Source organism: Paenibacillus sp. FSL R5-192 (genome assembly GCF_000517845.1).
Classification (GTDB): domain Bacteria; phylum Bacillota; class Bacilli; order Paenibacillales; family Paenibacillaceae; genus Paenibacillus; species Paenibacillus amylolyticus.
Genome location: NZ_ASPR01000017.1, coordinates 1 through 13,002, shown reverse-complemented (window position 1 = coordinate 13,002; position 13,002 = coordinate 1). Strand labels below are relative to the sequence as shown.

18 protein-coding genes are annotated in these 13,002 nt (G+C 44.6%); 14 read left to right on the top strand and 4 right to left on the bottom strand.

Going from position 1 to position 13,002, the window contains the following annotated elements; translation table 11 throughout:
* Positions 1-12: 12 nt before the first annotated feature.
* From rpsM to rpsI, 7 genes are all read left to right on the top strand, one after another.
* Complete coding sequence (rpsM, locus tag C161_RS16425; protein ID WP_036607200.1) at positions 13-381, top strand: 30S ribosomal protein S13; 369 nt, start codon at positions 13-15, stop codon at positions 379-381.
* A 19-nt stretch (positions 382-400) separates the two neighbouring features.
* Positions 401-796: a 30S ribosomal protein S11 gene (gene rpsK, locus C161_RS16420; protein WP_017692100.1), complete on the top strand. Its 396-nt coding sequence runs from the start codon at positions 401-403 to the stop codon at positions 794-796.
* A 136-nt stretch (positions 797-932) separates the two neighbouring features.
* Positions 933-1,877: a DNA-directed RNA polymerase subunit alpha gene (locus C161_RS16415; RefSeq protein ID WP_017692101.1), complete on the top strand. Its 945-nt coding sequence runs from the start codon at positions 933-935 to the stop codon at positions 1,875-1,877.
* Positions 1,878-1,911: 34 nt separating this feature from the next.
* Complete coding sequence (gene rplQ / locus C161_RS16410; RefSeq protein ID WP_017692102.1) at positions 1,912-2,277, top strand: 50S ribosomal protein L17; 366 nt, start codon at positions 1,912-1,914, stop codon at positions 2,275-2,277.
* A 159-nt stretch (positions 2,278-2,436) separates the two neighbouring features.
* Positions 2,437-3,210: a tRNA pseudouridine(38-40) synthase TruA gene (gene truA, locus C161_RS16405; protein ID WP_017692103.1), complete on the top strand. Its 774-nt coding sequence runs from the start codon at positions 2,437-2,439 to the stop codon at positions 3,208-3,210.
* Between the two features lie 205 nt (positions 3,211-3,415).
* On the top strand, positions 3,416-3,853 hold the full coding sequence (gene rplM, locus C161_RS16400) for a 50S ribosomal protein L13 (RefSeq protein WP_024633564.1): 438 nt from the start codon (positions 3,416-3,418) through the stop codon (positions 3,851-3,853).
* A gap of 19 nt (positions 3,854-3,872) precedes the next feature.
* Positions 3,873-4,265, top strand: coding sequence for a 30S ribosomal protein S9 (gene rpsI, locus C161_RS16395; protein WP_017692105.1), 393 nt, complete (start codon positions 3,873-3,875; stop codon positions 4,263-4,265).
* Positions 4,266-4,720: 455 nt separating this feature from the next.
* Here the strand turns inward: rpsI and C161_RS16390 are convergent, their stop codons facing one another.
* Positions 4,721-4,954, bottom strand: coding sequence for a hypothetical protein (locus C161_RS16390; RefSeq protein WP_235193841.1), 234 nt, complete (start codon positions 4,952-4,954; stop codon positions 4,721-4,723).
* Positions 4,955-5,115: 161 nt separating this feature from the next.
* Here C161_RS16390 and C161_RS16385 point away from each other — a divergent pair, with 161 nt between their 5' ends.
* From C161_RS16385 to C161_RS16370, 4 genes are all read left to right on the top strand, one after another.
* Complete coding sequence (locus C161_RS16385) at positions 5,116-5,808, top strand: phosphoadenylyl-sulfate reductase (RefSeq protein ID WP_036607207.1); 693 nt, start codon at positions 5,116-5,118, stop codon at positions 5,806-5,808.
* Between the two features lie 23 nt (positions 5,809-5,831).
* On the top strand, positions 5,832-7,001 hold the full coding sequence (sat, locus tag C161_RS16380) for a sulfate adenylyltransferase (RefSeq protein WP_036607210.1): 1,170 nt from the start codon (positions 5,832-5,834) through the stop codon (positions 6,999-7,001).
* A 68-nt stretch (positions 7,002-7,069) separates the two neighbouring features.
* Positions 7,070-7,825, top strand: a complete 756-nt coding sequence (gene cwlD, locus C161_RS16375) for an N-acetylmuramoyl-L-alanine amidase CwlD (RefSeq protein ID WP_036607212.1) — start codon at positions 7,070-7,072, stop codon at positions 7,823-7,825.
* A 79-nt stretch (positions 7,826-7,904) separates the two neighbouring features.
* Positions 7,905-9,005: an Mrp/NBP35 family ATP-binding protein gene (locus C161_RS16370; protein WP_036607214.1), complete on the top strand. Its 1,101-nt coding sequence runs from the start codon at positions 7,905-7,907 to the stop codon at positions 9,003-9,005.
* An 88-nt stretch (positions 9,006-9,093) separates the two neighbouring features.
* Here the strand turns inward: C161_RS16370 and gerD are convergent, their stop codons facing one another.
* On the bottom strand, positions 9,094-9,843 hold the full coding sequence (gene gerD / locus C161_RS16365) for a spore germination lipoprotein GerD (RefSeq protein ID WP_036607216.1): 750 nt from the start codon (positions 9,841-9,843) through the stop codon (positions 9,094-9,096).
* Positions 9,844-9,968: 125 nt separating this feature from the next.
* On the opposite strand from gerD, the gene C161_RS16360 reads away from it, so the two are divergent.
* Positions 9,969-10,601 (top strand): KinB-signaling pathway activation protein, encoded by a 633-nt coding sequence (locus tag C161_RS16360; protein WP_036607218.1) that lies wholly within the window; start codon positions 9,969-9,971, stop codon positions 10,599-10,601.
* Between the two features lie 98 nt (positions 10,602-10,699).
* On the opposite strand, the gene pdaB is transcribed toward C161_RS16360, so the two are convergent.
* Positions 10,700-11,476, bottom strand: coding sequence for a polysaccharide deacetylase family sporulation protein PdaB (gene pdaB, locus C161_RS16355; protein ID WP_036607219.1), 777 nt, complete (start codon positions 11,474-11,476; stop codon positions 10,700-10,702).
* Positions 11,477-11,598: 122 nt separating this feature from the next.
* On the opposite strand from pdaB, the gene C161_RS16350 reads away from it, so the two are divergent.
* The gene (locus tag C161_RS16350) at positions 11,599-12,216 is read left to right on the top strand and encodes a stage II sporulation protein M (protein WP_036607221.1); all 618 of its coding nucleotides are present in this window, start codon (positions 11,599-11,601) and stop codon (positions 12,214-12,216) included.
* 155 nt (positions 12,217-12,371) lie between these two features.
* Positions 12,372-12,602: a hypothetical protein gene (locus C161_RS16345; protein ID WP_017692114.1), complete on the top strand. Its 231-nt coding sequence runs from the start codon at positions 12,372-12,374 to the stop codon at positions 12,600-12,602.
* A 175-nt stretch (positions 12,603-12,777) separates the two neighbouring features.
* On the opposite strand, the gene C161_RS33005 is transcribed toward C161_RS16345, so the two are convergent.
* Positions 12,778-13,002: hypothetical protein (locus tag C161_RS33005; protein WP_235193840.1), on the bottom strand; the 225-nt coding region annotated here is incomplete at its 5' end.

The following is a 13,002-nucleotide window of genomic DNA, read 5'->3' as shown; positions in this document are numbered from 1 at the left end:
GTGTAGCGTAAAATGGCACGTATATCTGGTGTGGATTTGCCACGTGATAAGCGCGTTGAGATCGCCTTGACTTATATTTTCGGAATCGGTAAAACGACTTCCCAGAAAATTCTGAGCACAACAGGCATCAATCCGGACACTCGTGTTCGTGATTTGACGGAAGATGAAGTCAGCAAATTGCGTGAAAGTATCGATAAAGAGGTCAAAGTAGAAGGTGACCTGCGTCGAGAAATCTCTTTGAATATTAAACGTTTGACGGAGATCGGTTGTTACCGTGGAGTTCGTCATCGTCGTGGTCTGCCTGTTCGTGGACAACGTACGAAAACGAATGCTCGTACTCGTAAAGGTCCTCGTCGTACAGTAGCGAACAAGAAGAAATAATAAGGGGGGATAAGAGAAAATGGCTAAACCGAAAAAAGTCGTACGTACTAAACGTCGTGACCGTAAGAATATTGAATCTGGCGTGGCGCATATCCGTTCCACTTTCAATAACACTATCGTTACTATTACGGATCCTCACGGAAACGCAATTTCGTGGGCAAGCTCCGGCGGCCTCGGATTCAGAGGTTCCCGTAAATCGACTCCGTTTGCTGCACAAATGGCTGCTGAGACTGCTGCCAAAGCTGCAATGGAACATGGGATGAAAGCCGTTGAGGTTATGGTTAAAGGACCAGGCGCAGGCCGTGAAGCAGCGATCCGCTCTTTGCAAGCTGCTGGTCTTGAAGTTAACCTGATCAAAGACGTAACTCCAGTCCCGCATAACGGATGCCGTCCTCCAAAACGTCGTCGTGTCTAATGAGATTTGCCCCTGCGTGTGGTATATTTCCGGCACAATCTGCTAATAATGGTTGTTTAGGCATACTACTACATGTTTTCGCAAGAGAAGGTAAATGTTTCATAGAGGACCGACGTTTTGAAGGAGGGGTATTGCAGTGATTGAAATCGAAAAGCCGAAAATTGAGACGGTAGACGTCAACGATGATGGCACCTATGGGAAATTCGTAGTAGAACCGCTTGAGCGCGGATACGGTACGACGCTTGGAAACTCGCTTCGCCGAATCTTGCTCTCGTCACTGCCGGGTGCGGCAGTGTCTTCGGTTCAAATCGATGGCGTTCTGCATGAATTTGCTACAGTTCCTGGCGTAATGGAAGATGTAACGGAGGTTATTCTTAACCTGAAAGCTTTGTCGCTTAAGATTCATTCAGACGAGGAGAAAGTGCTCGAGATTGATGCTGAAGGCGAAGGGGCAATTACGGCTGGAGATATCCGTGCTGACTCCGATGTGGAAATCCTTAACCCGGATTTGCACATTGCTACGCTCGGACCAGGTTCGAGACTTCACATGCGTATTTTTGCCAATCGCGGTCGCGGCTACGTCCAGGCAGATCGGAATAAACGCGATGACCAGCCGATCGGCGTCATCCCAGTCGATTCCATCTTCACCCCGATCAGTCGCGTTAACTACGCCGTGGAAAATACGCGTGTCGGTCAAGTGACCAACTATGACAAGCTTACGTTGGAAGTTTGGACTGATGGAAGTATTCGTCCTGAAGAGGCTGTAAGCCTCGGCGCTAAAATTTTGACTGAGCATTTGATGCTCTTCGTGGGTCTTACAGACGAAGCGAAAGATGCAGAAATCATGGTCGAAAAAGAAGAAGACAAAAAAGAAAAAGTACTCGAAATGACGATCGAAGAGCTGGATCTCTCTGTTCGTTCCTACAACTGCCTCAAACGTGCCGGTATTAATACCGTGCAAGAGCTGACTACGAAAACGGAAGAAGACATGATGAAAGTCCGTAACCTCGGACGCAAGTCTTTGGAAGAAGTTCAAGAGAAGCTTGAGGAACTTGGTTTGGGACTCCGTACAGAAGAATAGACAGCCGAGTGCTTGAAGTGAAGGAGGGAAAACAATGGCATACCAAAAGTTGGGCCGTAATTCCAGCGCACGTAAAGCTTTGTTCCGTGACCTGGTAACCGACCTGTTCTTATACGAACGCATTCAGACAACTGAAGCGAAAGCAAAAGAGGTTCGCTCTATTGCTGAAAAACTGATCACTAAAGCGAAAAAGGGAGATCTTCATGCCCGTCGCCAAGTGGCAGCTTATGTTCGCCGCGAAACTATCGATGGTGAGCAAGATGCAATCCAAAAACTGTTTAGCGAATTGTCCGGTCGTTACGCTGAGCGTCCAGGTGGATACACTCGTATCTTGAAACTGGGACCTCGTCGTGGTGACGCAGCGCCAATGGTTTACTTGGAACTGGTAGACCGCGCGTAAAACAGATGAGATGAGGAAAGGGGACAGAATCAACGGTTCTGGATTAACCCTTTTTTTCTCTTCATTTCGGAATTCGTGCTGTAATAGAAGCTCCGTAAGGGGCTTCTTTTGCTGTTCGGGATAGGGATATGTATAGTATGGAACAAAGGTGTGGTAATAATGCGGAACTTATGTATGACGTTAACTTATGATGGCACTGCCTATTTCGGCTTCCAAGTACAGCCGGGTGGGAATACCATTCAGGATCATCTTGAAGATGCGATTCGTGCTTTAACCGGTGAGAAGGTTAAAATTACAGGTTCAGGCCGAACAGATGCAGGTGTTCACGCCCGCAGACAAATCTTCAATTTTCCTACGGAGTCCCAGATCCCGATTGAACGTTGGTGTATTGCACTCAACTCCAGATTACCCTCCGATATTGTCGTTATTGATGCGATTGAAGTTTCGGCTGATTTTCATTCTCGCTATGCAGCGAAAAAGAAAACGTATCGTTATACAGTCAATGCGAATCAATTTCCGGATGTATTCAACAGAAGACTGCAATATCATCATCATGCGAAGCTTGATATTATGGCAATGCAGGAGGGCTTACGACATTTCATAGGGACGTATGATTTTACTTCTTTTGCTTCACGCAAGTCTCAGAAAGAGAATCATGTCCGTTCGGTGTATGAAGCATGGATGGAAGTGGACCGATCAATGTGCAGAGACCATCCGCGCGATCAGGGTGTCATTCACATTTATGTGAGTGGTAACGGCTTTTTGCAGCATATGGTTCGTATCATTGTAGGGACACTGCTGGAGATCGGAGAGGGCAAACGGAAAGCCTCTGATGTACCAAATATGATTGCTGCATGTAATCGATCTGCTGCAGGACCTACTGCAGTTAGCTGCGGTTTAATGCTCTGGGATCTTGAATACAAAAAAGATTAAATTTGGTGAGTGAAAAGCTTAATTAACACTTGCGATTTAATCGCCTATCATGTAATATAAAAGTTGTGTTTTCTTAATGGCTTTCCCACAGCCCCAATTAAGAGGTTCACATCAAATTTACAATCCATCAACACCTAAAGTTATAACTTAACGAACGAAGATAAATGAAAATGATGATTTTGAACATTTTAAGGAGGAACTTTTCATGCGTACTACGTACATGGCGAAGCCTAACGAAGTTGAGCGCCAATGGCACATCATTGATGCTGAAGGCAAAACCCTCGGACGTTTGGCGAGCGAAGCAGCAGCTTTGATTCGCGGCAAACACAAGCCACAATTCACTCCACATGTGGACACTGGCGATTTCGTTGTTATCATCAATGCTGAGAAAATCGTATTGACTGGTAAGAAAATGCAAGGTAAAAAATACTACCGTCACTCAATGCACCCAGGTGGTTTGAAAGTAACTACAGCTGAAGAGATGGTTAAAAACAAACCTGAGCGTATGTTGGAATTGGCTGTTCGCGGTATGCTTCCTAAAACTCGCATGGGCGAGAAAATGAAGTTGAGACTTAAAGCGTACAGAGGCACTGAGCATCCACATGCAGCACAAAAACCAGAAGTTTACGAACTTCGCGGTTAATTAAAAGGAGGACAGTTTCATGGCACAAGTACAATACTATGGGACAGGTCGTCGTAAACATTCGGTAGCACGTGTTCGCCTTGTACCGGGTGAAGGACGCATTGTCATCAATAAACGTGATATTAATGAATACTTCGGTTTGGAAACACTCAAACTGATCGTAAAACAACCACTGAACTTGACAGAAACGCTCAACAACTATGACGTTCTTGTTATTGCTCATGGTGGCGGAATCTCCGGTCAAGCCGGCGCAATCCGTCATGGTATCTCCCGCGCTCTGCTCAAAGCAGATCCGGAATACCGTGCATCCCTGAAAAAAGCAGGATTCCTGACTCGTGACCCACGTATGAAAGAACGTAAAAAATACGGTCTTAAAGCGGCTCGTCGCGCACCTCAGTTCTCCAAACGTTAATATTAAAAGCCTTTGGCCTCGGTCAAAGGCTTTTTTATATATTCATGATTATTACGCCATATATTATATTAGTTTATGCGGTAGCTCTTATATTTCTGATGTCTCTCCCCAAGCTTCTGCATTTTTCCTTCATTGCCTTTTCAATGTGCCCTTAATGTCCCTCAATACAGTCCTATAATATGTACGTTAATACATCCACATTTTACTGAACCTCTCTAATCGTTTAGATCATTGAATATGCTCATACCCATCGCTCACCACTCACCACTCACCACTCACCACTCACCACTCACCACTCACCACTCACCACTCACCACACATTTTATAACAGCTCTTTTATAATCATCGATTAGAACTCATGCGTGATTTCTTGAATGCACTCGGCTTACTGTTTTTGCACTTAATTCTTTATTGCAAACCTTATCAGTATTTCTTATGGAAACGATAAAAGTCCCTTACATATCAACAGCTAAAATTCGCAACGTTGCTCCCCTTAAAACTTTAGCTTTTCTTCCTTTATTTTCAATCACCCAGTGTTTTTTTGATGCAGTTCTCGATGACAAGAACTGTCCAAACCCAGTAACAGCAAAGGTTTCCCAGGCTAAGCGATGTATTTTTACCTGTCTAATGACCTGGGCCAACATCATTGTTTTTATCTCATTAACAGAGAAATGGATAAATTGAACCAAAATAATGTTTGAGAGCGACGATAAGTAATGGGCAAAAACTGATTTATTTTACCATATGGCAGGCATTGACATCCCCAATGAAAGATTTATACTAAACATAATTCATATTAGATTAGTCGGCTTTAAGATGTATTGAATTGCAGAATGGGGGAAATTCACAGATGAACTTGTTGGAGAAAGAAGATTTGGCACGGACGAAGGCAGAGGAACTGGAACATGCTAGTCCAGAGGATATTATTCGGTATGCTATTGAAACATTCCCAAATATCACTTTTGCATGTAGCTTTGGTGCAGAAGATGTTGTACTTGTAGATATGGTGCAGAAAATCAGCCCATCCACAGATATTTTTTATCTGGATACAGATTTTCACTTTAAAGAAACATACGAAACACGTGATAAGATGCAGGAGAACTACAATCTTGAATTTGTACGTGTGTCTCCTAAGATTACTCCGGAAGAGCAGGCAGCTGAGCACGGTGAAGAGTTGTGGAAGTCTGATCCCAATGGGTGCTGTAACATTCGCAAAGTCGAACCGTTAACACGTATTCTTTCTCAGTATGATGCATGGATCACAGGTATACGTAGAGATCAAGCACCAACTCGTGCAAACTCAAAGAAGGTTGAATATGATTCCAAATTTGGCCTGATGAAGTTTAATCCGATTGCACACTGGACGACTGAGGATGTATGGCAATATATTCGTGACAATAACGTTTTATATAACCCTCTTCATGATCAGAACTACCCAAGTATTGGTTGTGAGCATTGCACACGTCAAGTGATGCCTGGAGAGGACCCACGTGCCGGACGCTGGTCTGGTAATGATAAAACGGAATGTGGCCTTCATAAATAATAGCTATACAAGGAGCTGACAAGATGACATCGATTCTGCCTCATGGAGGTACGTTGGTTCAACGTATCGTACAAGGAGAAGAACGGGAGCAATTGTTACAAGACAGTAAAAACTTATCCTCTTTGCGTATTAATACCTGGACAATATCAGATTTGGATCTAATTGGTGTAGGTGCGTTCTCACCACTTCAAGGTTTCTTGAATGAGGAAGATTACCTTTCGGTGGTGTCTCGCATGCGTCTCGCCGATGGAACAGTCTGGAGTATACCGATTACACTTGCTGTTGACGATAAACAAGCCGCATCCCTCCAGATTGGTGAACGTGTGAAACTTGTTGGTGATCAAGATGGAGTCACTTATGGATTGCTCGAAGTCCAAAGTATATACCAGGTGGATCAGGGTGAAGAAGCCCGGCGTGTATTCAAAACAGATGATCCCGAGCACCCGGGCGTTAAAAAACTTTTGGAGCGTCCTGCAACATACGTAGGAGGTCCAATCCAAGTGTTGAACCGTCCAAAACCTTCGAAATTTGAGGAATTCTATTATGATCCTGCAGATACCCGGAAGATTTTTCAGGAGAAGGGTTGGAAGACCGTAGTTGGTTTTCAGACACGTAATCCGGTCCATCGGGCTCATGAATACATTCAGAAGAGCGCTATGGAGATTGTAGATGCACTCTTCCTGAATCCGCTTGTTGGAGAGACGAAGTCGGACGATGTACCTGCAGATGTTCGGATGAAGAGTTATCTGGTATTACTGGAGAACTATTACCCGGCTGATCGTGCGTTCCTTGGTGTGTTCCCCGCAGCCATGCGGTATGCTGGTCCACGTGAAGCTATTTTCCATGCGATGGTTCGCAAAAATTACGGGTGTACCCACTTTATTGTTGGTCGTGACCATGCGGGTGTTGGTGATTATTATGGAACATATGAAGCACAGGAGATCTTTACTAACTTTACAGCAGAGGAACTGGGGATCACTCCGTTGTTCTTCGAACATAGTTTCTTCTGTACCAAATGTGGAAACATGGCATCGAGTAAAACTTGCCCACATGATAAAGAACATCATATGGCGCTTTCCGGCACCAAAGTACGCGGGTTGCTCCGTGACGGCCAGTGCCCTCCACCTGAATTTACACGTCCTGAGGTAGCTGAGGTGCTGATTGAAGGAATGGCGGAGCAAGTCCGCTCCTAGCGGTATATTTGTCCATCTTGTCCCATATAGATGATTAGAGTCATTTATAGGGACGAGGTGGTTTTTTTATGCGTAAAAATATGGGGAAACACTTTGTAGTCTGGATTAGGCTAAAAACAATCAAAAGGGTCATGCTGAGTCTCTGTCTACTGGCCATGTTAGTGGCGGTAATGTCCTATGAACTGCCTTCCGCTAAGACGTCAGGTTATTGGAGTTTGCCGATGGCGGGTAAAGTCATTGCCATTGATGCAGGACACGGAGGTCCAGATGGAGGAGCGGTAAGTAAACAGGGGGTTATTGAAAAAGATATCAATCTGTCTATCGCCCTGTATGTGAGAGATTATTTGCAACAGGCAGGGGCCTTAGTGGTTATGACACGAGAAATAGACACTGATTTGGCGGAATCGGACACCAAGGGGTACTCCAAACGAAAGACGGAAGATCTGAAACAAAGAGTACGGCGGATAGAGGATAAGCAAGCAGATCTCTTTATTAGCATTCACATGAACAGTGTCCCATCCAACCGATGGAGTGGAGCGCAGGTTTTCTATACAACGAACCATCCGGATAATGAAGGTTTGGCTAATCTGCTTCAACAAGAGATGGTTCGTAACCTGGAGAATACAGATCGGATCGCCAAAACGGTGAATACGGTTTATCTGTTACAGGCTCTGAAGATCCCTTCAGCGCTGGTAGAAGTGGGTTTCCTTTCTCATCCGGAAGAGGCACGTATGCTTGCTGACGAAGCTTATCAACGTAAGGTAGCTGCTTCGATCTATAATGGAATTCTCAGATATTCCTCAGGAGAACGGCCTAAAAGTTAGTCAGAACAAGAAAGGTAATGATATAATTGGATCAGCATACCTAATTACATGCCAATAGATAAAGCTGAGGTGCTGTCTGATGTTATCAAAAGAACAGATACTTGAACTATTACAGCCATTACAAGAACCACAATTGGGAGTAAGTCTGACCGAACTGGAATGGGTTCGAGATATTATGGTGAAAGAAAATCATGTGGCTCTGACCATAGTGACACTGGAAAATCGACCTGAGGATACAACAGCCTTGACTGATGCAACGCGTAATCTGTTGTCCCAGCACGGAATGAAGGATGCCCATATTCGTGTGCGTGCAGCTTCTGAGCATGATCGTGAGAGCCTGAATATGGGACAACCCGATAATGAGCCAGATCGGGACGAAGTGCTCGTAAAAGGTCACGCAGCGGGTCTGGATGGACATGAGCTGTTAAGTCCTGAATCAGGTGTTCGTTTTATTGCTGTGGCCAGTGGTAAAGGTGGCGTTGGTAAATCAACGGTAACCGTTAATCTGGCTGCAGCCTTGGCACGTCAAGGCAAGAAAGTGGGCTTAATTGATGCGGATATCTATGGCTTCAGTGTACCCGACATGATGGGGATTGAAGAATATCCGGTCGTTGAAGATGGCGTTATTCAACCGGTTGAACGTTTTGGCGTCAAAGTCATGTCGATGGGCTTCTTTATTCGGGAGAACAATCCGGTAATCTGGCGTGGACCCATGCTAGGTCGGATGTTGCGTCAATTCTTTACGGATGTCCAGTGGGGCGAATTGGATTATATATTACTGGATTTGCCACCAGGTACGGGAGATGTTGCTTTGGATGTGCATCAGATGTTGCCACAGAGTAAGGAAATCATCGTTACCACGCCGCATGCAACGGCAGCTTTTGTCGCAGCACGTGCGGGTGCAATGGCCATTCAGACCGATCATGAGTTACTTGGTGTGGTTGAGAATATGGCTTATTATGAGTGTGGCAGTTGCGGAGAGAAGGATTATGTCTTTGGTCGTGGAGGCGGGGGAAGACTTGCGGAAAGTCTGCATACAAGCCTGCTTGCCCAGATTCCATTAGGCACGCCGGATAATCATCCTTCCGAGCCTGATTTCTCACCTTCGGTTTACAAAGCAGATTCCCGTATAGGGGCTATCTACGATGAAGTTGCCCGGTCCATTGAATCCAAATTCTAATGGTATGAGTGTTATAAATACAAATAAAGCCTGCGTCCATTTGGATGCAGGCTTTTCAGTATCTGTGGTGCGTATTAACACCTACTGTTTATGATCCGCCGCCCGAATCTCCACTGCTTCCACCATCTCCGCCATCACCACCACCTTCGCCCTGACCCTCTTGCTGTCCGCCTTGTTCTTGCCCCTGTTGTCCGCCACTTTGCACTTTAGGTTGCAATTCGTCCTGTACTACCTTCTTGAGCAAAGTGAGTACTTCCATGCGGAACAACGGGTTTTGCATCACTTCCTGCATGACAGTCATCGTCTGTTTACGATAATCCGGAGTCTTCGTCATATCCATGAACATCTTGGATACCTCAGGTGACTTCATGATGTCTTCAACAGACTTTTGATATGTGGGATCTTTAATCAATTGCATATGAAGCTGTTTACTTTGTGCGTTGATCACTTTGGCAAATTCACCCGCAAACTGCGGATCGGTCATGATCTTTTCGAATTCCTTCTTATATTCGGGAGCTGTGATGGTATCTTTTACTGCAATACGTATTTGTTCCGAAGATTGCACAGGCATTAACATTTTCATACCAATGGATCCCGAAGCACCACCCGAACCGCCGCCTTCTTCAGAACCGCTGCTTCCGCTGGATGAGCTTTGACCTGTAAGAGCTTCCTCCACCGCTTTCTTGCCTTCATCACTTTTTAAGATATCTACAACCATTGTTTTCATCTCTTTATAACTGCCCTGAGGAGGCGAAGAACTCTGATCTGAACCGCAGCCGGCAAGCATGACGGATAGCCCCAGTACGACACAGCATAGCTGCCACAAAGGCCGTTTCATGTGTACAATCCCTCCTTGATTAGATACTGGATGTAGTATGTGATGGGAAAGGGGGAAATATGTTGAGCAATGATGGTTTTTTGCTGAGAAGGTTGGTAAAATAAACACTCGGGGGTGGAAAACTTTTGAATTTACGTAAATGGTTTTTCCTGTTTTGGACAGCCTTGCTTATTGGGGCCGCGGGAGCATTGGGTACAGGATTGATTATGATGCTGGTGAACGGGGAGAAAACAAATGGATTGAATGATTTTCTTCTGTATCTTTTGATCTTATTTGGATCAGGGGTTATGATCAGCGTGTATTCACAAATGGGTTTCTTTGCATATCTGATATTGAATTATATGGGTAAAGGTGTATTTCCAAAGCGCGGTTGGCAGATCGTGCAGATTGTACTAACGGTGTTAGCCCTGCTTGACGTGATGTTTTTACGCCTGTTTGTTGGGGGAGACCGGGAACGCATATCGGATATTGTGTTAGGTATCATTATTTTGGCAGCTGCAATTGTTACCGCTTACGTTAAAGTAAAGCTGACTCATATCTCCGCGCTTGTACCTACACTCTTTTTCATGATTGCCGTCACCATAGTGGAGACGATCGGCGTATTACGTATTGATGTGAATGCTGCAACCATATTTATTGTGGTTCCCTTGCTCCTATGTAATGCATACCAAATGCTGATATTGCACAGGCTGGTGGATGTATCGACGAACCGGAGTGTAAGTGGAAAGGCAGAACAGTTGAAAGAAAGCCGAGCATAGAATTCATTTTGCACAAAAAACATACCAAAAAGAGCTAACCTGGTTAGCTCTTTTCAACTTTTAAGCACCTATTTGAGCTATAGCTCATAATTGAGTAATCATTGACCGCTGGCTTGGTCACGAACTTCCTTACCTTCCACACTGGAATGGTTGAGCAACTCAGACACGGTAACAAATTCATAGCCCTGATTTTTCAACTTGTCGATAATTACAGGGAGTGCTTCATGCGTTTGTTTGGAGGAATCGCTTGCATGCAGCAGTACGATGTCCCCTGGATGTGCCTTGCTTACTACGCGATCAACAATGGTCTGTACACCAGGGTTTTTCCAATCCAAGGAGTCGGTATCCCACTGCACAACCTGATAATTCAGACTATTGGCTACCTGAAGCACTCGCTTGTCAAAGTCCCCGTTGGGCAGACGTAGTAATTTCGGTTCTTTTCCCGTTAAATCGGTTAAAATGCTATGAGCTGTCGAAATTTCTTTGCGAATTTCTTCTTCAGTCAGGCTGCTGTAGTTCTCATGTCTGTGACCATGGCTGCCAATTTCATATCCTGCCTCTTTGATGGCAGTAACAATTTCGGGGTGTGTCTTGCTCCAGGGGGAGGAAAGGAAAAAGGTTGCCTTCTGCACTTTATTCTCCTGAAGAACTTTCAGAATCGGCTCTGTCCGTTTATCCCCCCAGCTAATGTCAAAGGTAAGTGCGATTACCTTCTTCTCGGTTGGAACGCTGTAGACGGCGGATGGTGCTTCCTCCGAGAATACGGAGACATTGCCTCTCTCCAGATAGATAATACCGATCGCAAAGATGGCAGCAACGAGGACAATCAGGTACCGTTTAATCTTTTTGCCGCTAAATACATAGAACGAGTTCATTTCAATAAGCGCCCCTCTCCCATAAGAAATGCTTGTTTACTCTCCAATGTATGCTCGTACTGCCCAGTTATTCGTCACTGATCCTTGTTTGTCCATCATTTTAGATTCTACAGGAGGTTATTATGTTAAAATTCAGTACATTTCTTAAAGATCTTGGTTCCATCCGTAGTGCATTAATCTGGTCCGTAGTTTTGTTTGCTGTTGGTATAGGGGCAGGATGGGTGAGTACAGGGCCACTGGAAGAACTGTTGTTGAACCAAATCGGAGGATTACGTGAAGTCAGTGAACGGCTGGAGCAGGGGGGCAATGTGCAATGGAACTTCTTTCTGTTTATCTTTTTCAATAATGCCATCAAAAGTGTACTTGTCATCTATGCCGGTATATTCTTCGGAATTCTGCCTGTCATCTTCCTGCTGATCAATGGGATGGTCCTTGGATTTGTGGTGCACACCACGATGAATTATGGAGCAAGCTTCTATGACATTGTGGTTAAAGGTTTACTTCCGCATGGCATTATTGAGATTCCGGTCATTATCATTGCTTGCGCCTTCGGACTGAAGTTTGGTGGTCTGGTTATCAAAAGCCTTGCACAACTTGGAAGTGACAAGCGAAATACGATGGGTACCCGGTGGAGAGCATTCATGAATAGGACGCTAACGGCATCCTTTTGGGTTGTCATCTTGCTTCTTGTTGCAGCAATCATCGAAAGCACACTTACGTATACTCTGGTGAGAGGATAAAATTTTGTGATGGTTGGCATTCATAAATTTTCAGAAAGTTGACCATAACAATAAAACGGGTTTCAGCAGCACCCACAAAAGCGAGAATGCACGGGGTGTTGCATGAAACTTGTGTAAGTGTGATAAAGAGGCTATGCACAAAAAGGAGAACTCTAATGCTGGGTATGTTGTTTAACGAGAAGGAATGCAAGGAACTAGACTATGTGCTGCGTAAAGAATTAGATGAGATGCTTTTCGATCTAAGTGATAATCGTCTTGACCAAGAGATCAAATATGCTATCGCGAGCCGATATAAGACTGTGTTCCGCATGTATGCACGCTTTGCCCCGCCAAAAGAGTTGTCCAAGTACGCCAGAGGTGGGAAGCTGAAAAAGTCGAAGCCATAATGCTGAAGCTGGTCATATATTCGATTTACAGTAGTGGAAGGGAGGTGCGGCTCTTCATAGCGGGTGCTGTACCTCTGAACTATGAGAATGTGAAATTGCTGAGGGGTTCATACTTTTTGTCGAAAAAGGGTTGACCTTTCTAATTTCATATGGTAAATTAATTTTCGTTCCTTTTTTAGGAGCGGTTCACGGAAACAAGCATGAAAATAAAGCGATTGAAAATAATCGAAAAAATAATGCTTGCAAAGAGAACTTCAACATGATATATTATAAAAGTCGCCGCTGAAACGACGACAACATGAAAAACAGCACTAAATTGAATGTTTGATCTTTGAAAACTGAACAACGAGTGAGTAAACATTCTGCTTGCAGAATGAACGCGAAAGTTTGAAACAAGCCT